Origin of the sequence: Paraburkholderia sp. BL23I1N1 (assembly GCF_003610295.1) — a bacterium.
GTDB lineage: Bacteria > Pseudomonadota > Gammaproteobacteria > Burkholderiales > Burkholderiaceae > Paraburkholderia.
This window is the reverse complement of the sequence record NZ_RAPV01000001.1, coordinates 629,355-652,228: the sequence shown is the minus strand read 5'-3', so window position 1 is coordinate 652,228 and position 22,874 is coordinate 629,355. Positions and strand designations below refer to the sequence as shown.

Here is a 22,874-nt window from a genome sequence, read left to right as displayed (position 1 = left end):
CAAAATCCTTGCAGACGGACGGGATTTTCCCAAGTAAAAAATCGGTGCTCGATAGCGCCATCGAATTAATTCTTCCCGTCTGACCGCCCAAGGAGACTGACATGACGATGAACCGCTACAACCTGCTCGGCCGCTCGGGCCTACGCGTGAGCCCGATCGCACTCGGCACGATGACCTTCGGCACCGAATGGGCCTGGGGTGCCGAGGAACAATCGGCGCAACGTCTGTTCGATTTGTACGTGGATGCCGGCGGCAATTTCATCGATACCGCCGACCTGTACACCGAAGGCACCAGCGAAAAATGGCTCGGCAAATTCGTCGCGGCACGCGGTCTGCGCGACCGGCTTGTGATCGCCACGAAGTACGGCTACAACGCCGAGACCGGCAATCCGAACGCGGGCGGCAACCATCGCAAGAATCTGCTGCGTGCGCTCGACGGTTCGCTCAAGCGTCTAGGCACCGATTACATCGACCTGTACTACCTGCACACATGGGATCGCGTCACGCCGGTGGACGAAGTGATGCGCGCGATGGACGACGCGGTGCGCGCGGGCAAGATCCGCTACGTCGGCCTGTCGGATACGCCCGCGTGGTTCGCCGGGCGCGTGCAGACGCTTGCCGACTGGCGCGGCTTCGAACCGGTTGCGGCCATGTAGATCGAATACTCGATGATCGAACGCAACGCTGAAAACGAGTTCGCCGATCTCGCCGCCAATCTGGGCATGGGGCTCGTGCCGTGGAGTCCGCTGGGCATGGGGGTGCTGTCGGGCAAATACCGCCCTTCGCAAGGTGGAGCGGCGGGTTCTATTTCCGGCGACGGGCGCCTGGCGAGCGTCGCCAGCGCGCCGCCGCCGGGGTTCGACAAGCTGACCGAGCGCAACTTCCGCATCGTGGCGGAACTGGAGGCTGTTGCGAATCTGGCGGGGCGGCCGATGGCGCAAGTCGCGCTGAACTGGCTGCATCAGAAGCGTGGCGTCTCGAGCATCATCGTCGGCGCCAGCCGGCCGGAGCAGTTGCAGGAGTCGCTCGGCTCGCTCGATTTCAAGCTCGCCCCGGAATTGGTCGCGCGGCTCGATGCCGTCTCGGAACCCGCCCGTCCATTCCCGTACTACATGTTTGCAGACGGTCATCAGGCGCGGATTCACGGACAAGTCGAAGTCGCCGACAAACCCACGGCCTACTCCGCGCCCGTGAAAATTCCAGCACCGAACGCGTAAAAATCGTCCGCCGCAAGCGCCGCGTTTCGTCCAGAACGCGGCGCTTTTTTATCTGCGAAAAATAACTGGAAAAGTATTCCCACTCGTCAACGAAGTGGCGCAATCGTTCGTTTACAAACAATTAGGGGGCTGAATGAACGCACTGAACCAATCAGTAATTAACGAACGTTCGGTCTAACGCAGAAAAAATCGTTTAAATGCGGCAGTGCACAAAAATCGCTGCGATTTGTTCATATCAACACATGTGAACACGCGGTGTTGTGACGCAGCAAAGATAATGTGCGAAAGGCTTGCGGGGCAAGGCTGGGAAGGGAGCGGCGGAGATATCGGACTGTTTTTGATTGGCAGCGGCGAATTCGGCTACGCGCAGTCAACCGATAAATTCTATTCAAACATTCCTCTCCTATGTTGGCCTGTACCGTTAAAGCAACACCCAACATGTGAACCGCATCAGAGACTGGTGCAAAACGGGGACTGAGGCAGATAATCAGTTTGTAAAGGAGAAAGATCATGGATGCCAAACCACCGAAGATTCCGACCCCGGATAAAGTTTTTAGCCCGGATCCGGAACCCGCTGGCGTCGAGTTTCTGGGTGCAGAACTGCCTGAGCACGTTCGCGCATTTTTCGACGAACAACGCAAGTCGTGCGACTCGAAGTAATTGTGAAGTGGCGCGATGCAGCATCAGCGTCCGCGCGTCCGGCGCGCGGCGAAGAGTTGCGTGCGCCCCTACGATTGTCTTTCGCCGCTTTCGCGGCATGGGTTGTGCCTGCTTGATTGCTGCGCCTGGTTGATGCGACCAGGCGCCGTGACTGCGCGCGTCTCTAACGGATGCCTTCAAATTTCCTGGTTGCTTGTTTTCGATCGATCGGCGCACCCGCTTGATCCGCGCATCGTCTATTCTTCAGGCTTTTCTTCTGCGGCCGACCGGTCACTTCCCACTTCCATGAATCGCTCGTATCGCTTTGGAGCGTCATGCGCTCTCGCGCTGTTTACCGCGCTTGCGCTCGCGCCCGCCTCCGCCGTTGCGGACGGCGACGACACCGCACTGACTAATCTGATAGCACTGGCTTCGCAGCGTCTCGCGCTGGCGGAACCCGTCGCGCGCTGGAAATGGGCGAACCATCAGGCGATTACGGATACGCCGCGCGAGAACGCGCTGCTCGCCGATGTCGAAAAGCGCGCTGTCGACGCGAACGTCGATCCGGCGTTTGCCCATGCCTTCTTTCAGGATCAGATCGACGCCAGCAAGGACGTGCAAAACGCCCTGTTTGACAACTGGCGTAGCACGCGCCCGCCCGAAGGTCCTGCGCCGGACCTGGCGACCAGCACAAGGCCGCAGCTGGACCGGCTGACGCAGTCACTCGTGGCCGGGCTCGCGCGCGTGCAACCACTGCGCACGGCGCAGGATTGTCCGTCGCGCGTGGCGCAATCGCTTGCTAACTGGAAATCGTTGACGCGCTACGATTCGGCGCATTCAAGCGCGTTGACACGCGCTCTCGGCCACGTGTGCGAAACGGGCGGAGTCGGCGCGACGGGCTAATTCGTCCGTACGGTCCGTGCGGTCCGCGCAGTCGAACCGGGGGGCTTGGAACCCCCATTGATCCGCCACGCTCTGGTGCGATTTGAACCCGGCTTGAGCCACGGCTCGTTGCGCAAAAACCGAGTTAAGCCGCACTCGGCACGGCCGTGGCGCTTGAGACGCTCAACGGCATCACACGCAAGCCACGCGCGAGATGGCTCTGCAGAAGTCGATAAGTCGACAGTTCGAACGGCCCGGCCGCGCTCGACGCATACAGCACCGCCGCCTCCGCGAGCGAAGTTGCATGCCCGAGGTAACGCCACCGATCGACAACATGAAAAGCGCGCGCATGTGACGCTTCTTCGCGCTCCTCAAAGACGACCGGACCTTCGAATGGCCAGGGCGCATCCACCGGATCGCTCTTCGTGACGCGCGGCACCCGGTTATGGCCGGGGCGCAGCGTCGCGATCAGTTGCGCTTCCGCGAGCATGGCGCCCAGCTCACCGCCCGTTGCGCGCCACTCGACACGCCGCACTTGCTGCGCGAGCCGCATATCCTTCGACGAACGCCGCTCACCCGTCAAATGTGAACGCAGCCGTTGACGCACACGGACGCTTCGCCCGACGTACAACGGCAGGTCGCCTTCTCCGTAGAAGGCGTACACACCGCATCCTGCCGGCGCCGTGTCGAGCAGGTCTTCAGTGATATCGCCGGCAAGCCGGTAGCGCCGGGTGGTGCGGTCGATCTGCGCCTGCAACACCTTCAGTGGCACGAGACCGCCATGCAGGCGCTGCCAGAACTGCCAGATCAGATCGGCATCGGCTAGCGCGCGGTGACGATCGGAGGGAACGAGACCATGACGTTCCACCAGCGCATCGAGCCCATGGCGCTTTTCCGCCGGAAACAAGGCGCGCGACAGACGCACAGTGCACAGCACATCGGGATCGAAAACGATCCCGGCCCGGCGAAACTCGCCGCGCAGAAAGCCGCGATCGAAACTGGCGTTGTGCGCCACGAACAGTTTGCCGTTCAGGCGTTCGAATAAAGCCGGGGCAATGGCATCGAACGTCGGCGCGCCGCGCACCATCGCATTCGTGATACCCGTGAGCTGCTGAATGAATGAAGGAATCGGTTGCTGAGGGTCGACCAGGCTGCTCCAGCGCGACACGCCGGCCGGTCCTATTTCAACGACCCCGACTTCGGTGATGCGATGCTCGCTGGTCGAGCCGCCGGTGGTTTCAAGGTCCACGAAGACGATCGGCACATCCAGGGCCGCTTCTGGCAAAAACTGTTCAGACATGGAAAAGAATACTTTGGACGCGTGGCTTTGCGGCAAGTATGCACCAGTTAGCCGTCCCGCACCCACTCAGCTTTGCTTTGCCGTTGGCGCTTTGCGCCATGCGGACCGCATTTCCGCGCGAGCCACGAACCACCCGGCGAGCTGCGAATGATTATATTTTTATGACGCCGCCTTTAAATTCCAAAAATATCATTTGATCTTCCATCGCCTCTTTATATTTAATCCGAACCAGATAGTTAATAAACTCAACCACACTAACAATGAGGAACGGCAATAAAAAGGCCTTCGGTCTCACGAAGGCTTTTTGGCGATCACACTGCCCGGCGCCACGCGCGGAGCAGCGCCATACGGCTTACAGCGGCTGGATGTTCGCCGCTTGCTTGCCCTTCGGGCCAGTCTTGACGTCGAAGGACACGCGCTGGCTTTCCTTCAGCGACTTGAAGCCTTCAGAGCGGATCTCCGAAAAGTGCGCGAACAGGTCTTCTCCACCCGAATCCGATGTAATGAAGCCAAAGCCCTTAGCATCGTTGAACCATTTGACGATACCAGTTTCCATGTTCCAGTTTCCCTCGATGATTTATCAAAATCGGACATTGCCCTCAGGCCGCATTTCATAACCGTTTCATCTACGATCAAGCATTTTGGAAGACCCTGCGCTTTCAGATCGGGTGATTGAAATTCAGCATTGCCGTTATACGGGGAACGATGAATCAACGTCAAGTGAATTTTTCATATGCTCTTAGCACGCGGCTCAATAATTCAATGCCAGATGAATCGAAAATCATGCCAGCATATTCAGCAAAAACAGAATAACGCCTCACGTCAATATTACTCAATCAATAGCGGTTCAGATCAGAATCGGGAAAAATTTCTGCATATCGGCGAGAACATGTAACAAAACATGTTTTTGGTAAGTGTTTGTCCGAGTTGTTGCGCTGCACTCATCGCAGGATGATGGAAATAAGTAGAGGGAAGTAATGCGCGTCAGGAGATTGCCATGCTGTTCAATGAATTCCGCCGCCTCGTCACCTGGCTCACCCAATCGCACACAAAAACGGTTCCCGCTCAATTCGATCCGACTGCCGCGTCACCTTCGGCCTTCGAATTCGATCCCATGTGGCATGGGGACCACTGGCAAAACCTGCTGTCGTCCCCCATGGACGCGCGCCGCTATGTCATGGAAGACTGGAGCATTCCGATGGCAACCGACTGGAGCGAAGTAGACGGCGCCGCACCGGCGCACTGATCGGCGTTCGCGAATCGGCAACCGGAAGGCAAAAAAAAGCGCGACTGGGAAGTCGCGCCGACAAAGGTTTGGAGATCTTCTTCGTCAACGAAAAAGTCTGCTTCGGAAAGCAGAGATTTCAGTATAACGGCTTTGACCATATCGATTACTCACATAATCAACAATCATTCATTGCTATTACAGAAACAATCTCTTTTTTAAGATTTATCGCGTTGTTTTTTTGCATCGATTACTGTCGCAAATGAGCAACGCGACTCAGTTGACTTGCTTCCCACTCCCCGTCAATAACGCTGCAAGCCTTTATCAGCAAGGCTTAAGCGGCATTCACCTATCGTTTCATATCTAGTAATTCTTTATTGCGAAAATCGGAACATCCGCTTGGCGAGGTGTCTCTCTACACTCTGCCTAACCGGAAACCGGCGCGCCTAAAGCGCGCTTCTCACGCGGATTTCGCCTCTCGCAGCGCCCGCGTGAAGGTCTCCTTAAGCCTGGGTTCAAAACCCACTCTCGCTCTCGGAGTTACAAGATGAAAAAGACTCTCATGGTCGCGGCCCTCACGGGCGTTTTTGCAACGGCAGCACATGCCCAGAGCAGCGTCACGCTGTATGGCTTGATCGACGCCGGCATCACCTATACGAATAACCAGCACGGCCACAGCAACTGGCAGGAAACGAGCGGTTCAGTGAACGGCAGCCGTTGGGGCTTGCGTGGCTCTGAAGACCTGGGCGGCGGTCTCAAGGCTATCTTCACGTTGGAAAATGGCTTCGGCATCAACAACGGCACGCTGAAGCAAGGTGGCCGTGAATTCGGCCGTCAAGCGTTCGTCGGCCTGTCGAGCGACCAGTTCGGCGCCGTGACCCTCGGCCGTCAATACGACAGCATGGTGGACTTCGTCGGCCCGTTGTCGCTGACGGGCACGCAATACGGCGGCACGCAGTTCGCCCACCCGTTCGATAACGACAACCTGAACAACTCGTTCCGCGTCAACAACTCGGTCAAGTACACCAGCGCAAACTACGGTGGCTTCAAGGGTGGCGCGATGTACGGCTTCTCCAACCAGGCTGGCGGATTTGCAAACAACCGCGCATACAGCGTTGGTGGAACGTATAACTGGGGCGGCCTGAACGTCGCAGCTGCGTTCATGCAGTTGAACGGCAGCGGCACGGCGAATACCGGCGGCGCAGTATCGGACGACTTCACGTTCGGAGCCAAGCGTCAGCAAACCTGGGGCGTAGGCGCGAACTACACGTTCGGCCCGGCAACGGCAGGCCTCCTGTACACGCAAACCAACCTGACTGGCCTGACCAGCATCAGCGCAGCTGCAGGGGGCACCGCGGCTGCCGTCGCCCTGCCGAGCAACAGCGCTCACTTCCAGAACTTCGAAGTGAACGGCCGCTACGCGCTGACGCCGGCAGTAAGCGTGGCGGGTTCGTACACCTACACGCGCGCCAGCCTGAACGGTGTGCGTCCGAACTACAACCAGTTCAACCTGCAAACGGACTACGCGCTGTCGAAGCGCACGGACGTGTACCTGCAGGGCGTGTATCAGCGCGTGAACGAAGGTTCGGGCCTGGATGCGAACATCAACGGCCTGGGCGCTGCGTCGTCGACGAACAGCCAGGTCGCTGTGACCGCTGGTCTGCGTCACCGCTTCTAAAGCAGTTAGCAACACCAGCATCACCGAAGGCGCCGTTCGCGGCGCCTTTTTTATGCCTTACCGAAAACACGCTTTGCCAGCCAGAACGAGGTGGGCAGCCTGCCAGACGCCAAACGGGAGCGTATCGCCGGCGATCACGTCGAAACAGCCTGAACCCGGCGCCCTCACCCGCCACGCCAAGGCATTCGCCTAGCCACCGGCATCAGGCTGCGGATACTTGACGTCAAGTATGTCGATCGGCTGCGGACCCGCCGGCGTGTACAACGTCACGGCATCGCCGATTTTCGCCTTGAGCAGGGCTCGCGCGATCGGCGAAATCCAGCTCACGTGGCCGACATCCAGATCGACCTCGTCGACGCCGACGATCGTCAGGGTATGCACTTCGCCGTCTTCCGTTGCGTATTCCACGGTTGCGCCGAAGAAAACCTGATCGACGTTTTCCTGTTTGCTGCTGTCGACCACTTCGGCAATGTCGAGGCGCTTGGTCAGAAAGCGAATCCGCCGATCGATTTCCCGCAGACGGCGTTTGCCATAGATGTAATCGCCGTTTTCCGAGCGGTCGCCGTTCGAGGCCGCCCACGACACCAGTCTGACCACCTCCGGCCGCTCGACATCGATCAGATGCAGCAGTTCATCGCGCATCCGCCGGTGACCGGCGGGCGTGATGTAGTTTTTCGTACCCGGTGGGATTTCGGGCTGGGCGACGTCGAGATCGTCGTCATTCTCTTCACTCGACTCTTTGACAAAGGCCTTGTTCATGATGGTCCATTAACTGCAGCAAACGACTGCCTATCAAGGGTACACGATCACGGCAATGAGACAAATCGCAGTTACACGCTTCCCTTTTTTGAAACCTTTGCTATAATCTCGTTTCTGCGTGCGGCTGTAGCTCAGTTGGATAGAGTACTTGGCTACGAACCAAGGGGTCGTGGGTTCGAATCCTGCCAGCCGCACCACTTATTTGAGGGCCTCCCTCCGGGGAGGCCCTATGTTTTACCCCGGTTTCTTCGCAGTTTCATTGAAATTAGCGTCACCTGTTTAGCGTGCGGCTGTAGCTCAGTTGGATAGAGTACTTGGCTACGAACCAAGGGGTCGTGGGTTCGAATCCTGCCAGCCGCACCACCTATGAAGGGCCTTCCGATCGGAAGGCCCTTTGTTTTTGCGCGACCGTTTTGCTTCAACGCCCCACCACCACCACGCCCGGCCTTCACACCCCGGCGAGCGTCACGGCAACTATCGCGGCGCCGACTTAATATCGCCGATCTGCCCATCTGGACTCGGCATATCCTCGAATGAACTTCCTACCGATTCCTCACCGATTGGCGTCGCACGCGCGCCAGTAACCGCCTGCGCCTCGCGCAACACATCGTCCACGCTATCGCCGAAGCGACTTTCGACAAATGCCCGCAGCAACGCGACCCGCAGCGAATCGCCCCGCCCTTCCACCGCTCGATGACCGCCTTCGAACTCCGCGATGCAATGCGCGGCACCGCAATAGTTCCGCTCACGCACCTCCAGCCGTTGCGCTCGCTCCAGCAGCGCGGCGGCCGCTTCCCAAGACGTGGACGGCGTAAAACGGCCGTCCCATGGGCGGCCGTGGTCATTGCCGCGGATATAGACGGTTTCGCCGCTGTCGGTAAAGTAGATTTCGCGCACGAAGTCATGCAGGCTGCGGGCGACCCATTAGTCGAGCGCCACGCCGGTGAGGTCGGCTACGTTGATAAGCGTTCTCCCGGAAAACGAGTGAGACCCGGATGAAATTCGCTGCGACGGGTGCGTTCAGATTCGAACGGAGGCCGCTTGAAATCATCCTGGCCGGCCAGGCGTCCGCGTGGAACGGACTCAGCCAGCCGTCAGATCAGTAATCCGCCCGCTCGCGGTCGATCCGCATCCCGCCGTCGTGACGGTGATGCCCTTCCTCGCTCGGCCGCTCGCGCGCAATGCGCATCACGTCCGGATTCGTACGCACGCGGCGCATGACGTTGGCGAGATGGACGCGATCGCTCACCTGGATCACGAAGCGCAGCACCGTGGATTCCTGCGACAGGTCTTCGTCCATCGCGATGTGGACGATGTTCGCATCCGCCGACGTGATGTCGGCAGCCACGCGGGCAAATACGCCCTTGGTGTTCTTCACCAGCACCTTCACCGCGACGTCGAATAGACGCCCTGGCTGCGGCGCCCACGCCACGTCGATCCAGCGCCCCGGATCGCGCCGGTGGATGCGCTGCGCGACGCGGCAATCCGTGGTGTGGATTGCCATGCCGAGACCAATGCCGATGTAGCCCATGATGTCGTCGCCCGGAATCGGACGGCAGCACGCGGACAATTGCACCGACATGCCTTCGGTGCCGGTGATGACGACCGGCGGCGCATGCGACGCCGTGCCGTCGCGCGAACCGTCGTCGTCGGCGTCGCGGCCGCTCATTAGCACTTCGATACGCTTGGCCATAACCGCGGCGACACGCCGGCCGAGACCGATATCCGCGAAGATTTCCTGACGGTTCTTGTTGCCCGTCCACTGTACGAGTTTTTCCCACGCTTCCGGCGTCACGTCCGACAGCGCCAGTCCGTAGCCCTTCAGCGCCTGATCGACGAGACGCTCGCCAAGCTGCACGGACTCGTTCAACCGCATCGTCTTCAGATAATGGCGGATCGCCGAACGCGCCTTGCCGGTGCGCACGAAGCCGAGCCAGGCCGGATTCGGCTTCGAATACGGCGCCGTGATTACTTCGACAATGTCGCCACTCTTCAACTCGGTGCGCAGCGGCAGCAGTTCGTTGTTGATCTTGACCGCGACGCACTGATTGCCCAGGTCGCTGTGGATCGAATACGCGAAGTCGAGCGCGGTGGCGCCGCGCGGCAATGCCATGATCTTCGACTTAGGCGTGAACACGTAGACCGCGTCCGGGAACAGATCGATCTTGACGTGTTCCAGGAATTCGCTCGAATCGCCCGCTTCGCTCTGAATGTCGAGCAGCGACTTGAGCCACTGGTGCGCGCGTTTCTGCACATCATTCAGATCCGCGCCGCCGTTCTTGTACAGCCAGTGCGCAGCGACCCCCGCTTCGGCAATCTCGTGCATCTTGCGCGTGCGCACCTGGAACTCGATCGGCGCGCCGAACGGGCCGACCAGTGTGGTGTGCAGCGACTGATAGCCGTTCACCTTCGGGATCGCGATGTAATCCTTGAACTTGCCCGGCACCGGCTTGTAGAGCGCATGCAGCGCGCCGACGCAGGTGTAGCACTCGAGCGCGCTTTCGACCACCACACGGAAGCCGTACACGTCGAGCACCTGCGAGAACGACAACTGCTTGTCGCGCATCTTCTTATAGATACTGAAGATGGTTTTCTCGCGGCCAGTGACTTCGGCGTCGAGCTTCGCGTCGGCAATCGCGCGCTGCACCGACTCCAGAATCTTGCCGACGACTTCACGCCGATTGCCACGCGCGGCCTTGACGGCTTTTTCGAGCGTGGCGTAGCGATGCGGGTTGAAGTTCGCGAAGCTCAGGTCCTGCAGCTCGCGATAGGTATTGTTCAGGCCAAGCCGGTGTGCGATCGGCGCGTAGATATCCAGCGTTTCGCGCGCCACGCGGCGGCGCTTTTCATGCGGCACCGCACCCAGCGTACGCATGTTGTGCAGCCGGTCGGCGAGTTTGACCAGAATCACGCGGACGTCGCGCGCCATGGCGAGCAGCATCTTGCGGAAGTTTTCCGCCTGCGCCTCTTCGCGATTGCGAAACTCCATCTTGTCAAGCTTCGACAACCCGTCGACCAGTTCCGCGACCTTCGCGCCGAATCGCTCGGCGAGTTCGGCCTTGGTCACGCCCTGATCTTCCATCACGTCATGCAGCAGCGCCGCCATGATCGACTGGGCGTCGAGATTCCAGCCGGCGCAGATCTCCGCGACGGCGACAGGATGGGTGATGTAGGGCTCGCCGCTCTGGCGATACTGGCCGAGGTGGGCTTCGTCGCTGAAATGGAACGCCGCCTTGATGTCCTTGATTTCTTCCGGCTGCAAATAGCCGGACAGAACGGCGGTCAGCTTGGCGATCGAAACGACGTCATGCCGGCGCGGTTGCTCCGGCGTGGCGGTCGGCCCGAACAGATGGCGAAACGACTGTTCGAGGACCGCGTCGATGTACTTCCGTGCAGACGAGGGCGAGTCGGCGTCGTGCTCCACTTCCGTGGCGGTGGGCGGGGTAGCACTCATTTTCGCCTCCGTAGCGGTTAGGGTTGGACGCCGGTCTGCACGTTGATGCAACTACGTGTAGCAAATGGGTGTAGCAAATTCGGCAATCGAAAACGGAATAGTGCGCCTTAGACCGGCACCTTCTTCAGCATTTCGACGCCAACCTGGCCAGCTGCGATTTCACGCAATGCGACAACCGTGGGCTTGTCGCGGCTTTCGATCTTCGGCGTGTGACCTTGCGCGAGCTGGCGCGCGCGATAGGTCGCGGCAAGCGCGAGTTCGAAACGGTTCGGGATCTGTTTGAGACAGTCTTCGACGGTAATGCGGGCCATGTTGGATTCCTTCTCAGTATGTTGCTTATTCTACCTTATGTGCTCGAACCACCGCCGCGCTCACGCGTGCGGCAGGTGAATGCCGAGCTGCACAAAAAGCTGCGTGTGGCGTGCGTATTGCGAGGCGAAGCGCGAACGCGTCGCGGCCACGAGGCACCGCAGTTCACCGAGCGCGCGATCGAAGTTGTCGTTGATCACGACATACTCCGCTTCGGCCGCGTGCGCCATCTCGCTGCCGGCTGCGAGCAGACGGCGCGTGATCACGTTCGGCTCATCCTGGCCGCGCTTTTTCAAACGCTCTTCGAGTGCGTCGAGAGAAGGCGGCAAGATGAAAATTTCGACTGCGTTGTGAAACTGTTTCTTCACCTGCTGCGCGCCTTGCCAGTCGATTTCGAGCAGCACGTCGTGCCCGCTTTTCATCTGCTCTTCAATCCACACGCGCGAGGTTGCGTAGTAGTTGCCGTGCACTTCCGCGCTTTCCAGAAACTCGCCCGCCGCATGACGCGTCAGGAAATCGTCGACTGTCGTGAAGTGATAGTGCTCGCCGTCCTGCTCCTTCGGACGCGGCGGGCGCGTGGTATACGAAATCGACAGACGGATCGCGTCGTCGCCGGCGAGCAGCGCGTTCACGAGCGTCGATTTGCCCGCGCCCGAAGGCGCGACCACCATGAACAGGTTGCCGGGATAAGCACCGGCGTAAGGGTTGCGCCGTGCGCTGGTTTCGCGTGTGTGGTCGGTCATGTTCTCGGGGCTCCTGCCTTACTCCAGATTCTGTACTTGCTCGCGCATCTGTTCGATGAGCAGCTTCAAGGTCATCGACGAATCGGCCAGTTCCTTCGCGGCCGCCTTCGAGCCGAGCGTGTTCGCTTCGCGATTCAGTTCCTGCATCATGAAGTCGAGCCGCTTGCCGACCTTGCCGCCCTTTTCGATCACATGACGCGTTTCGTTCAGGTGAGCCGTCAGGCGCGACAGTTCTTCGGCGATGTCGATACGGATGCCGTACATCGTGACTTCCTGGCGAATCCGTTCGTTGATTTCTTCGCGCGAGACGATCGTCGCGGCCGTATCGGGCGCGGCAATGCCGAGCGCCTCCTGCAGACGTTCGACGATCTTCTGCTGATGCTTCGCGATCAGTTCCGGCACGAGCGGCGTGATCTTCGTGACGATTGTTTCCATTTCGGTGACGTTGGTGAGCAGCACCGTCGCCAGTTGCGCGCCTTCGCGGCCACGCACATCGATCAGATCGGCAATCGCCTGCTTGCCGCATGCAAGCACCGCGTCGCGCAGCACTTCCGGCGCCACGCCGGTTTCGGCCAGCACACCCGGCCAGCGCAGAATTTCGCCGGTGCGCAGGCGCCCTGCTTCCGGGAACGTCGACAGCACGGTGCGCTCGAGCAGCGCGAGTTGCGTCAGCGCATCGCGGCTGACCGAACCCGCGTTGGCCGACTGTTCACTGCGTTGCAGGTTGATCCGGATATCGACCTTGCCGCGCGAGAGCTTGTTCATCAGCATTTCGCGCAGCGTCGGTTCGCAGACGCGCACGTCTTCCGGCATCCGGAAGTTCAGATCGAGAAAGCGCGAGTTCACGGTGCGCAGTTCGACCGATACGCTCACGCCGCCTGTGCCCGAGGCCGCGACGAGTTCGCGCGTGGCGCTCGCATAGCCAGTCATGCTGTAGATCATCGTATTTCTCGCGATCGTGGCCATGCGTTCGACGATGGCCGGAGAGTCGAATCGCCCGGCGTGTACGAGACGCGGGGCGGGGAATCCGCATTATCCCATTTTTACCGACGAGGCCGCTTCGAGCCGGCGCAGCACGAGGCCAGCACAAGCGCCGCCACGCCGGAGGCGCTGCTTCGCGCAGAGCCCCGGCACATGCGGGCGGGCGTCCGCCGGACAGGCCATCCCGCGCCCGGCGCGATCGGCGGTAAAATTGCGCTTTCCCTCCTGCTTTTCTTCCAGACCGATCCCAACATGACCAACGACACCCAACGCCCCAGCGGCCGCCAGGCCAATCAGCTGCGCGACGTGCGCATCACGCGCCACTACACGAAGCATGCGGAGGGCTCGGTGCTGGTCGAATTCGGCGACACCAAGGTCATCTGCACGGCGAGCATCGCCGAGAGCGTGCCGTCGTTCCTGCGCGACCGCGGCCAGGGCTGGCTGACCGCCGAATACGGCATGCTGCCGCGCGCCACGCATACCCGCAGCGACCGCGAAGCCGCGCGCGGCAAGCAAACCGGCCGCACCCAGGAAATCCAGCGTCTGATCGGCCGCGCACTGCGCTCGGTGTTCGATCTCGAGAAGCTCGGCGCGCGCACGCTGCATATCGATTGCGACGTGATCCAGGCCGACGGCGGTACGCGCACAGCCAGCATCACCGGCGCGTTTGTGGCCGCCCATGACGCGGTGGCCAAACTGCTGGCTACGGGCCGCATCGAAACCTCGCCGATCGTCGATTACGTCGCGGCGATTTCGGTTGGCGTGTACGACGGTTTGCCGGTGCTGGATCTCGATTACGATGAGGATTCGCAATGCGACACCGACATGAATGTGGTGATGACGGGTGCGGGCGGTTTCGTCGAAATTCAGGGCACGGCCGAAGGCGTGCCTTTCTCGCGCGATGAAATGAATTCGCTGCTCGATCTGGCGAGCGACGGCATCAACACGTTGATCGCGAAGCAGAAAGCAGCGTTGGAGCAAAAGAGTGAGTGAGGTTCGTCAAAACAGCGGCGCGGTTGCGTCTGACTCGCCGCTGAAGAAAGTCGTGCTGGCGTCGAACAACGCGGGCAAGCTGCGCGAGTTCGCGGCACTGCTCGGCGCGGCCGGCATCGACCTGATTCCGCAAGGCGAGTTGAACGTGCCGGAAGCCGAAGAGCCGCATCCGACTTTCGTCGAAAACGCGCTGACCAAGGCGCGTCACGCGGCAAAGCTCACCGGCCTGCCCGCGCTCGCCGACGATTCCGGCTTGTGCGTGCGCGCGCTGCGTGGCGCACCCGGCGTTTATTCAGCACGTTACGCGCAGCTTGCCGGCGGCGAAAAGAGCGATGCGGCGAACAACGCACAGCTCGTCTCAGCCTTGCAAGGTGAAACCGACCGCCGCGCGTATTACTACTGCGTGCTGGCGCTCGTGCGTCATGCGGACGATCCCGAACCGCTGATCGCCGAAGGCCGCTGGCACGGCGAAATGCTGGATGCGCCGCGCGGCAAGCATGGTTTCGGCTATGACCCGTACTTCTTCCTGCCGTCGCTGAATGCAAGCGCCGCGGAACTCGAACCGGCGGTGAAAAACGCCAGCAGCCATCGCGCGATTGCATTGCGCCAACTGCTCGCGCGTTTGACGGAGGAAGCGTGATTCCGATCAAACCGACGCCTGCCGACATCGGCAACGGCATCATCAAGGCTTTCACGTCGCCGGGCAGCATTCGCCTGACCTCGTTGCCGCCGCTGGCGCTATATGTGCACTTTCCGTGGTGCGTGCGCAAGTGCCCGTACTGCGATTTCAACTCGCATGAGTGGAAAGGCGACACGTTCCCGGAGACCGAGTATCTCGACGCGCTGCGCGCCGATCTCGAGATGGCGCTGCCGCTCGTGTGGGGGCGTCAGATGCATACGGTGTTCATCGGCGGGGGCACGCCCAGCTTGCTGTCGGCGGCCGGTCTCGACCGGATGCTGTCCGACGTGCGCGCCCTACTGCCGCTCGACGCCGACGCGGAAATCACGCTCGAAGCCAACCCCGGCACGTTCGAAGCCGCCAAGTTCGCGCAGTTTCGCGCGAGCGGCGTGAATCGCCTGTCGGTGGGCATCCAGAGTTTCAATGAAGCGCATCTGAAGGCGCTCGGCCGGATTCACGACTCGACGCAAGCACGCCATGCGGTTGAAGTGGCCGCGACCACCTTCGACAACTTCAATCTCGATCTGATGTTCGCGCTGCCGCAGCAGACGCTCGCGGAATGCCAGGCTGACGTAGAGACGGCATTGTCGTTCGCGCCGCCGCATTTGTCGCTGTACCACCTCACGCTCGAACCGAACACGCTGTTTGCGAAATTCCCGCCTGCGCTCCCCGACGACGATGCGTCCGCCGACATGCAGGACTGGATTCACGAACGCACGACGGCCGCCGGTTACGAACGCTACGAGGTGTCCGCGTATGCGCGGCCGCATCGGCAGAGCAAGCACAACCTGAACTATTGGCGCTTCGGCGATTATCTGGGCATCGGCGCAGGAGCGCATACCAAGCTGTCGTTTCCGAACCGCGTGCTGCGTCAGGTGCGCTACAAGCATCCGACCACCTTCATCGAGCAAGCCAAGGCCGGCACGGCCGTGCAGGAAGAGCATGAGGTGGGGGCGCGCGATCTGCCGTTCGAGTTCATGTTGAACGCGCTGCGGCTGGTGGAGGGGTTTCCGGTGCATCGGTTTATCGAGCGCACGGGGCTCTCGATGACCTCGATCGAACCGGCTTTGCAGGAGGCGGAACGGCGCAAGCTGATCACACGCGACCACGAAAAGATTGCGCCGACGCCACTTGGCCAAGCGTTTCTGAATGATCTGCAAGGGCTGTTTCTGAAAGATCCGCAGTGATTGCAGCTCGACCGGGCGCCGCAACGAGGATTTTTCAGGTTACAATTTAAAGCTTGGAGGTGTGGCCGAGCGGTTTAAGGCACCGGTCTTGAAAACCGGCGAAGGAGTGATCCTTCCGTGAGTTCGAATCTCACCGCCTCCGCCAGACAAACAATGAATACGGGCCTGCTGGCCCGTTTTTCATTTCTGGCCACCGAAGAAGCCGCCAATCGGCGAATGCACAGCGCGTCAAACGGGTAAGCGACTGTAAATAAAGCCTGATAACACCGAGACGGCGTAATTTGCCGTCACAAGGCAGGCCGAACGAATGCCGCTCCCGGCTCCTCCAAGTCATAAAGAGGGAGGAATCATGCTCAAATTACTGTTAACGATAGGTTTCGCATTGGGCCTTTCCGGATGCGTCGTCGCACCGCCCTACGGCTACGCACCCGCGTACGGATATGCCCCCGGCTACTACGCCGTCCCGAGTGTCAGCGTGGGTGTTGGCGTCGGCGGTTATTACGGCGGCCGCGGAAGGTGGTAATTTCTGGCCGCGCTCGTTCCTGGCCAAGTTCGTATCGGTCAATCTCTCGGCACCGCCCGCATTAAGGGGAACCCCTCCCTCAACACCTCGCTCCCATGGTCGATATCAAGACTATCTGTGCCGTCAGCACACGCCAGGGAGTCGCTCATGAACGTCCGTACTTTAGCCGTTGCGTTGATTTGGGTTGTCGCGGGCACGGCCGTATCATCCCCGTTTGCAGGCGCGTCAACGGCACCATCCGACAACGATAGCGCAACGGTGTTCGGCTCGGCCACGCTGTCGAATCTGCAAGACGTAGGCGGCAGCGCGAAAGCTGGCGGGTCCGCAGCGACCGTGGGCGCGAATGCGCTGCGAGGCGCAAGCGGCAATATCGGCGTAAACCTCGCAGCCGGTGCGCTGAATGCGCAGGCCAACCAGATCGCCCTCATCTCCACGCCGAAAGCCGCGATCACATCACAACAGGATCTGCATACGGTCGCACAGTTGACGGGCAGCACAACCGCTAAACTCAGTGCCGGCTCACTGGCGGCACTGAGCGGCAACGTCGGCGTGAATATCGCGTCCGGTGTAGGCAATGCCCAGCTCAACGGGCTCATCATTCACTGAGGCCGAGACGCCTCGAATCTGCAGCCACAACTTAAACCAGAGCCGTCGCCTCGACCTCAACCTTCAAGCCGTAATGCAGATGGGGAACCGGCACGACTGCCCGTGCAGGTCGAGCCTCGCCCGCCCAACGCGCGTAGATCTGATTGAAGCTCGCCCAGTGTTCGACGTCGGCGATATAGACGCGCACCTGCACCAGTTGCGCAATGCTGCTGCCGGCACCTTCGAGCGCAGCCTGCACATTGGCCAACACCTGTTCGGCCTGAACTTCGAACGAGGCTTCAGCGAGCTTCCCGCCCTGTGCGTTGATCGGCAACTGTCCCGAGACGAAAACAAAGCCATTCGCGATCGCGACGTGACTGTAATGACCGCCCGGCTTTGCCAACGCGGCGGGATTGTCCGTGTGCGGCACATGCGGGTCGTGCTGGCTGACAGCCATGAATACAACTCCAAAGGGGATGGCGCCATCGCGGCGCATGGCAACGCGCCGGACGCTGCATGCTACTCACCGCGCGTGTCAGCGCGTCATACGCTAAGCGCATCCAGCTTCTCACGCGCATCGGCGCAACGGCGATTCAGGTCGCGATGCATCAACTGGCTGTCGAGCAGCGCCGATACATCAGACAAACCGTAATCAAAGCGCAAGACGTATTCGATGTCTGTGTAATCGTGATAGGCGCCGCTGTCTGCCAGCTTCTGCGCTTCGGCAAAGGCAGCATGTTGCCGCTCGCCGTTCATCAAATCTCTGATCGCCATGATTGCCGCTCCGAGGAACAGTGACTCCATCATAGCAATGCAATTCGAAACGCACGGTAGCGCGCGCGCAACACCTGGTGTTTTCCGTAGTCGCGCTGCCTGGCGCGGGGCGCAGAAGCAAGCTTGCCGCGCGTTTCGGCTAAGGAACAATGATCCGCCAATAGCCTGGGACTCGCGCTTCACACAGCGACACGCCACCTCAAATGGCAGCGACGGGCGCCTTCATTCCGTGCCATTTGACAACCAGCATCCGGCCGACGTAACACAACACGCCCGCCACGCCCACGACGATGCCCATGCCCTTGGGCGAGCCATCCTGCCAGAGTCCGACGGCGAGGCTCGCCAACGCGCCGAGCGCCAACTGCACTGCGCCGAACACGGCGGCCGCGGCGCCGGCATTCACCGGATACCGATGCATCAGATCGGTCGTGCAGTTAGCAGACAACAACCCCACCACGCCGACCACGAAGAACAAACCGAAGACGATCGACCACAACCCGCCCCACCCCGTCAGCGAAACGAGACAGACGAACAAGGACGCAATGCAGCTCACGGTCGCGGCAAAAGAAATGATCGGCAGCGAACCGAGCCGGCCGACGAGGTGCGTATTCATGAAGTTGCCGAACATGATGCCGACGATATTCAGCGCGAACAGGAAGCCGTAATGCTGCGCCGAGATGTGGAAATATTCGATGTACACAAACGGCGTCGCGGTGATGTACGCGAACATCGACGCGAACGCCATGCCGCCGCACAGCATGTGCCCCCACGCGACCGGATCGCGCAGCAATTTGCCGTAGGCACCGAACGATTTCAGCAGCGCCGAATGCGCACGCTTTTCGGGCGGCCATGTCTCCGGCACCTTGAGGTACGCGGTCACCGCGCACACCGTACCGAATAGCGTCAGGACGATGAAAACGACACGCCAGCCGCCGAGCAACAACAACTGGCCGCCGATCAGCGGCGCGAGCAACGGCCCGATCGACGTGACGATGGCTAGCATCGACAGCACGCGCGCGGCATCGGTTGGCCCGTGCGCGTCGCGAGCGATCGCGCGCGCTAGCACCGAGGCCGCTCCCGCGCCGAGCGCCTGCACGAAGCGGAACATCACCAGCGATCCGATCGAAAACGACAGCGCGCAGGCCACGCTCGCCAGCGCATACATGATGATGCCACCGAGCAGCACGGGCCGGCGGCCATAGGTATCCGACAGCGGACCATAGAGCAGCATACCGATCGAAAAGCCGAACATGAAGCTGGTGAGCGTGGTTTGCGCGGCGCCGTTGCTGATGGCGAATGCCTGCGAGATCGTCGGCAGGCTCGGCAGATACATATCGATAGAAATCGGCCCGCATGCGGCAAGCGCACCGAGCAACAGAATCAGCCGGCCATCGGGCCGGCGTCTGGTGACGTGAGACATGGGAATCCAGTTGAAGCGCCGCGCCGTCATCGGCAGCGAAACGCGGTGAAACGGGGAAAGCAGCAGCTTGACGGCCCCAATTGTACGCGACGGTTAAACCATCCGCCGAGCCAAGGCCTGGCTGGGCGGGCCGCCCATGCTCCGCGACAGGCGCGCCGCCGATCGGTTAAGCTGCCGCCAGAACGCTTCGGCGCGCGACACAAGTGACACAAAGCTGTTCGCTGCGCCCTTCCACACTGCCCTGTCCCGACCCTGACATGACTGCTTTTCTGTTGATCTGGAGCCCCAAGAAATGGCCGTGGCCCGAGCTGCCCTACGTGGCCAAGCGGGTCGCCGCGGGCGTAGCGGTGGCTGATGTGTGGGGTTGCGGATTTGCCCGCGGCATCCTGCCGGGCGACCGCGTGTTTCTGCACCGTGTCGCGCAGGAACCCAAGGGCATTTTCGGCTCGGGCTACGTCACGCGCGCGCCATACGAAGTCCCCGACCCGGCGACGAAACGAGGCTACCGGTTGTGCATCGACTTCGTGTACGACTGGGTGGTCGACGCACACGAGGGTGTCGTGATTCCACGCGAAATGTTGCGGACGCATCCGTTTTCGGTGCAGACATGGGACGCGCAGAGTTCGGGCACCGTGATCAAGCCAATTGCGGAAGGCGCGCTCGAAAAGCGCTGGGCTGAACTCACCGGCAAGCGCAAACCACCGGAACTCGATGTCCCGAATGGCCCCATACAGTCCAGCAAGGTAACGGCCCACGCAGCAGCAGCGGAAAAAAACGCCGCGGAAGGTAACGTGAGGACAAAGCCAAAGGTAACGCCGAAAAAAGCGCCAACGAGACGCGCGCAAGGAAGCTGAGAGCGACCTCCGCCCGGCAGGTATATGCACAAGACCTGTTCACGCTGACTCCGGTACAATTTCTGTACTCATCCCAGCGCCGCGCCAGCCTCCTCCAGGCTACCCGCGCCGTTGCGCAACCCAATTTCCAGCCATCGCCATGTCCAACAATCAGACCCTCTTCGAGCGCGCGCAGCGCACCATCCCCGGCGGCGTGAACTCGCCGGTCCGCGCCTTCCGGTCGGTCGGCGGCACGCCGCGCTTCATCGAGCGCGCGCAAGGCCCCTACTTCTGGGACGCGGACGGACAACGCTATACCGACTACATCGGCTCGTGGGGCCCGATGATTCTCGGCCACGTCCACCCGGAAGTGCTGGAAGCGGTCCAGCGCGTGCTGGCCAACGGCTTCTCCTTTGGCGCGCCGACGGAATCCGAAATCGAAATCGCCGAAGAAATCTGCAAACTGGTACCGTCGATCGAACAGGTCCGCATGGTTTCCAGCGGCACTGAAGCGACCATGAGCGCGCTGCGTCTCGCGCGCGGTTTCACGAACCGCAGCCGCATTGTCAAGTTCGAAGGCTGCTATCACGGCCACGCGGACAGCCTGCTGGTCAAAGCCGGCTCGGGCCTGCTCACGTTCGGCAATCCGACTTCGGCGGGCGTGCCGGTCGATATTGCCAAGCACACCACGGTGCTTGAGTACAACAACGTCGTGGAACTCGAAGAAGCGTTCAAGGCGTTCGGCAACGAGATCGCCTCGGTGATCGTCGAGCCAGTGGCGGGCAACATGAACCTCGTGCGCGCCACGCCTGAATTCCTGCAAGCCTTGCGTCGCCTGTGCACGGAGTACGGCTCGGTGCTGATTTTCGACGAAGTGATGTGCGGCTTCCGCGTCGCCCTGGGTGGGGCGCAAGAGGTCTACGGCATCACGCCGGATCTGACGTGTCTGGGCAAGGTGATCGGTGGCGGCATGCCGGCGGCGGCCTTCGGCGGCCGGCGCGACATCATGGCTCACCTCGCGCCGCTCGGCGGCGTCTACCAGGCGGGCACGTTGTCGGGCAATCCGATCGCAGTCGCGGCAGGCCTGAAGACGTTGCAACTGATCCAGGCGCCGGGCTTCTACGACACGCTTGCCGCCCGCACCACGCGTCTCGCGCAAGGTCTCGCGAACGTCGCGCGCGAAGCGAAGGTGCCGTTCGCGGCCGATTCGCTCGGCGGCATGTTCGGCCTCTACTTCACCGAGTCGGTTCCGACCAGTTTCGCCGAAGTCACGAAGAGCGACGTGCCGCGCTTCAATGCGTTCTTCCACAAGATGCTCGACGCGGGTGTGTACTTTGCGCCGTCCGCGTATGAAGCGGGCTTCGTTTCGATCGCACACGACGACGCGATCATCGACGCCACGATCGACGCGGCGCGCGGCGCATTCGCCTCGCTCGCGGCCTGAGGCGGGCGAAACGCAGCACCCGCCGAAAACCTGATTCACTACTGCCTGGCAACTGCACCCGACCGGATACCGATGTTTTCGCAAACCGACTTCGTCCACATGGAGCGCGCGCTCGCGCTGGCCAAACGCGGCATGTACACGACCGACCCGAATCCGCGCGTCGGTTGCGTACTCGTCAAGAACGGCGAGGTGATCGGCGAAGGCTTCACACAACCGGCCGGCCAGGATCACGCCGAAGTGCGCGCGTTGAAGGACGCGCGTTCGCGCGGCCATGATCTGCGCGGCGCCACGGCTTACGTGACGCTTGAACCATGCAGCCATTTCGGCCGCACGCCGCCGTGCGCGAATGCGCTGATCGAAGCGCAGGTTGAGCGCGTGGTCGCGGCGATGGAAGACCCCAATCCGCAAGTCTCGGGGCGTGGTCTCAAGATGCTGCGCGACGCGGGTATTGAAGTGCGTTGCGGGCTGCTCGCCAACGAAGCGCACGAACTGAACATCGGTTTCGTGTCGCGCATGACGCGGGGCCGACCGTGGGTCCGCATGAAAGTGGCAGCCTCGCTGGACGGCCGCACCGGCTTGCCGTCGGGCGTCAGTCAATGGATTACCGGCGAAGCGGCGCGCGCCGATGGTCACGCGTGGCGCGCCCGCGCGTCGGCCATCCTGACGGGCATCGGCACCGTCCGGGAAGACAATCCGCGCATGACGGTGCGCGCCGTCGACACGCCGCGCCAGCCACAACGCGTGCTGATCGACAGCCAGCTCGACGTGCCGCCCGAAGCCCAGATTCTGGCCGGCGCACCCACGCTGATTTTCTGCGGCAATCTCGATGAGCGTCATACCGAGCGTGCCGCCGCGCTGCGTGATCGCGGCGCGGAGATCGTGCAACTGGCAAACGCAGCGGGCAAAGTCGATCTGCCTGCCATGCTGAAAGTGCTTGGCGAGCGTAACGTGAATGAACTGCACGTCGAGGCGGGCTACAAGTTGAATGGTTCGCTGCTGCGCGAAGGCTGCGTCGACGAACTGCTGGTTTATCTCGCGCCTAGCGTGCTCGGCATGGACTCGATGAGCATGTTCAATCTGAGCGCGCCGGAAACGCTCGAGGCTCGCCAGCAACTGAATTTTCACGCGGTGGATCGGATCGGCGACGATCTGCGGATTCTCGCGCGCTTTGTGCCTCGCGTGGCACCTCAGCCAGCGCCCGAAGCCGGGACCGAGCCCGCGCCCCGACCAACTTCGAATTAATCAAGGA

General features: G+C 61.2%; 22 protein-coding genes, 3 tRNA genes and 1 pseudogene. 15 read left to right on the top strand and 11 right to left on the bottom strand.

Annotated features, from left to right (window positions below):
* Positions 1-101 precede the first annotated feature (101 nt).
* From B0G76_RS03190 to B0G76_RS03185, 3 genes and pseudogenes are all read left to right on the top strand, one after another.
* Positions 102-1,217, top strand: a pseudogene (locus tag B0G76_RS03190) (aldo/keto reductase).
* A 510-nt stretch (positions 1,218-1,727) separates the two neighbouring features.
* Positions 1,728-1,877, top strand: a complete 150-nt coding sequence (locus B0G76_RS42725) for a hypothetical protein (protein ID WP_028200145.1) — start codon at positions 1,728-1,730, stop codon at positions 1,875-1,877.
* Positions 1,878-2,162: 285 nt separating this feature from the next.
* Entirely contained in the window at positions 2,163-2,759 is a 597-nt protein-coding gene (locus B0G76_RS03185; RefSeq protein WP_120290036.1) for a chorismate mutase, read from the top strand.
* A gap of 124 nt (positions 2,760-2,883) precedes the next feature.
* On the opposite strand, the gene B0G76_RS03180 is transcribed toward B0G76_RS03185, so the two are convergent.
* Together B0G76_RS03180 and B0G76_RS03175 are read right to left on the bottom strand one after the other, a co-directional pair.
* Positions 2,884-4,038, bottom strand: a complete 1,155-nt coding sequence (locus tag B0G76_RS03180; RefSeq protein WP_120290034.1) for an exonuclease domain-containing protein — start codon at positions 4,036-4,038, stop codon at positions 2,884-2,886.
* 352 nt (positions 4,039-4,390) lie between these two features.
* Complete coding sequence (locus tag B0G76_RS03175) at positions 4,391-4,594, bottom strand: cold-shock protein (protein ID WP_120290032.1); 204 nt, start codon at positions 4,592-4,594, stop codon at positions 4,391-4,393.
* A gap of 441 nt (positions 4,595-5,035) precedes the next feature.
* Here B0G76_RS03175 and B0G76_RS03170 point away from each other — a divergent pair, with 441 nt between their 5' ends.
* Together B0G76_RS03170 and B0G76_RS03165 are read left to right on the top strand one after the other, a co-directional pair.
* A complete protein-coding gene (locus B0G76_RS03170) occupies positions 5,036-5,284 on the top strand; it encodes a hypothetical protein (protein WP_120290030.1) in 249 nt (82 codons plus the stop codon).
* 526 nt (positions 5,285-5,810) lie between these two features.
* Entirely contained in the window at positions 5,811-6,941 is a 1,131-nt protein-coding gene (locus tag B0G76_RS03165; protein ID WP_120290028.1) for a porin, read from the top strand.
* A 189-nt stretch (positions 6,942-7,130) separates the two neighbouring features.
* Here B0G76_RS03165 and greB read toward each other — a convergent pair whose 3' ends face one another.
* Entirely contained in the window at positions 7,131-7,700 is a 570-nt protein-coding gene (gene greB / locus B0G76_RS03160; RefSeq protein ID WP_120290026.1) for a transcription elongation factor GreB, read from the bottom strand.
* A 120-nt stretch (positions 7,701-7,820) separates the two neighbouring features.
* Here greB and B0G76_RS03155 point away from each other — a divergent pair.
* Together B0G76_RS03155 and B0G76_RS03150 are read left to right on the top strand one after the other, a co-directional pair.
* Positions 7,821-7,897: transfer RNA gene (locus tag B0G76_RS03155), tRNA-Arg, on the top strand.
* A gap of 89 nt (positions 7,898-7,986) precedes the next feature.
* Positions 7,987-8,063, top strand: a tRNA-Arg gene (locus B0G76_RS03150).
* Between the two features lie 111 nt (positions 8,064-8,174).
* Here B0G76_RS03150 and B0G76_RS03145 read toward each other — a convergent pair.
* The 5 genes from B0G76_RS03145 to B0G76_RS03125 form a co-directional block, all read right to left on the bottom strand.
* Positions 8,175-8,609, bottom strand: coding sequence for a DUF2591 domain-containing protein (locus tag B0G76_RS03145; protein ID WP_259460799.1), 435 nt, complete (start codon positions 8,607-8,609; stop codon positions 8,175-8,177).
* 190 nt (positions 8,610-8,799) lie between these two features.
* The gene (locus B0G76_RS03140) at positions 8,800-11,154 is read right to left on the bottom strand and encodes a bifunctional (p)ppGpp synthetase/guanosine-3',5'-bis(diphosphate) 3'-pyrophosphohydrolase (protein WP_120290024.1); all 2,355 of its coding nucleotides are present in this window, start codon (positions 11,152-11,154) and stop codon (positions 8,800-8,802) included.
* 107 nt (positions 11,155-11,261) lie between these two features.
* Positions 11,262-11,465, bottom strand: a complete 204-nt coding sequence (rpoZ, locus tag B0G76_RS03135; RefSeq protein ID WP_006025620.1) for a DNA-directed RNA polymerase subunit omega — start codon at positions 11,463-11,465, stop codon at positions 11,262-11,264.
* Between the two features lie 60 nt (positions 11,466-11,525).
* Positions 11,526-12,206 carry a guanylate kinase gene (gene gmk / locus B0G76_RS03130; RefSeq protein WP_120290022.1) on the bottom strand — a complete coding sequence of 227 codons (681 nt, stop codon included), beginning with the start codon at positions 12,204-12,206 and terminating at the stop codon, positions 11,526-11,528.
* Between the two features lie 18 nt (positions 12,207-12,224).
* Positions 12,225-13,148, bottom strand: coding sequence for a YicC/YloC family endoribonuclease (locus tag B0G76_RS03125; RefSeq protein WP_120296166.1), 924 nt, complete (start codon positions 13,146-13,148; stop codon positions 12,225-12,227).
* Between the two features lie 291 nt (positions 13,149-13,439).
* Here B0G76_RS03125 and rph point away from each other — a divergent pair, with 291 nt between their 5' ends.
* The 5 genes from rph to B0G76_RS03095 all read left to right on the top strand — a co-directional run bounded on the left by rph (position 13,440) and on the right by B0G76_RS03095 (position 17,175).
* Positions 13,440-14,180 carry a ribonuclease PH gene (rph, locus tag B0G76_RS03120; RefSeq protein ID WP_120296165.1) on the top strand — a complete coding sequence of 247 codons (741 nt, stop codon included), beginning with the start codon at positions 13,440-13,442 and terminating at the stop codon, positions 14,178-14,180.
* Complete coding sequence (gene rdgB, locus B0G76_RS03115; RefSeq protein WP_120290020.1) at positions 14,173-14,820, top strand: RdgB/HAM1 family non-canonical purine NTP pyrophosphatase; 648 nt, start codon at positions 14,173-14,175, stop codon at positions 14,818-14,820. The genes rph and rdgB overlap by 8 nt, the downstream gene beginning before the upstream one ends.
* Entirely contained in the window at positions 14,817-16,046 is a 1,230-nt protein-coding gene (gene hemW, locus B0G76_RS03110) for a radical SAM family heme chaperone HemW (protein WP_120290018.1), read from the top strand. The genes rdgB and hemW overlap by 4 nt, the downstream gene beginning before the upstream one ends.
* 55 nt (positions 16,047-16,101) lie before the next feature.
* Positions 16,102-16,191, top strand: a tRNA-Ser gene (locus B0G76_RS03105).
* Positions 16,192-16,716: 525 nt separating this feature from the next.
* A complete protein-coding gene (locus tag B0G76_RS03095; RefSeq protein WP_120290014.1) occupies positions 16,717-17,175 on the top strand; it encodes a hypothetical protein in 459 nt (152 codons plus the stop codon).
* Positions 17,176-17,206: 31 nt separating this feature from the next.
* Here the strand turns inward: B0G76_RS03095 and B0G76_RS03090 are convergent, their stop codons facing one another.
* From B0G76_RS03090 to B0G76_RS03080, 3 genes are all read right to left on the bottom strand, one after another.
* Positions 17,207-17,611: a RidA family protein gene (locus B0G76_RS03090; protein ID WP_120290012.1), complete on the bottom strand. Its 405-nt coding sequence runs from the start codon at positions 17,609-17,611 to the stop codon at positions 17,207-17,209.
* 86 nt (positions 17,612-17,697) lie between these two features.
* Entirely contained in the window at positions 17,698-17,928 is a 231-nt protein-coding gene (locus B0G76_RS03085) for a hypothetical protein (protein WP_054037416.1), read from the bottom strand.
* A gap of 199 nt (positions 17,929-18,127) precedes the next feature.
* On the bottom strand, positions 18,128-19,348 hold the full coding sequence (locus B0G76_RS03080) for a Bcr/CflA family multidrug efflux MFS transporter (RefSeq protein ID WP_120296164.1): 1,221 nt from the start codon (positions 19,346-19,348) through the stop codon (positions 18,128-18,130).
* Positions 19,349-19,605: 257 nt separating this feature from the next.
* On the opposite strand from B0G76_RS03080, the gene B0G76_RS03075 reads away from it, so the two are divergent.
* The 3 genes from B0G76_RS03075 (at position 19,606) to ribD (ending at position 22,867) form a co-directional block, all read left to right on the top strand.
* Positions 19,606-20,202: a hypothetical protein gene (locus B0G76_RS03075; RefSeq protein ID WP_120290010.1), complete on the top strand. Its 597-nt coding sequence runs from the start codon at positions 19,606-19,608 to the stop codon at positions 20,200-20,202.
* Between the two features lie 139 nt (positions 20,203-20,341).
* Entirely contained in the window at positions 20,342-21,625 is a 1,284-nt protein-coding gene (gene hemL / locus B0G76_RS03070) for a glutamate-1-semialdehyde 2,1-aminomutase (RefSeq protein ID WP_120290008.1), read from the top strand.
* 72 nt (positions 21,626-21,697) lie between these two features.
* The gene (ribD, locus tag B0G76_RS03065; RefSeq protein WP_120290006.1) at positions 21,698-22,867 is read left to right on the top strand and encodes a bifunctional diaminohydroxyphosphoribosylaminopyrimidine deaminase/5-amino-6-(5-phosphoribosylamino)uracil reductase RibD; all 1,170 of its coding nucleotides are present in this window, start codon (positions 21,698-21,700) and stop codon (positions 22,865-22,867) included.
* Positions 22,868-22,874 lie beyond the last annotated feature (7 nt).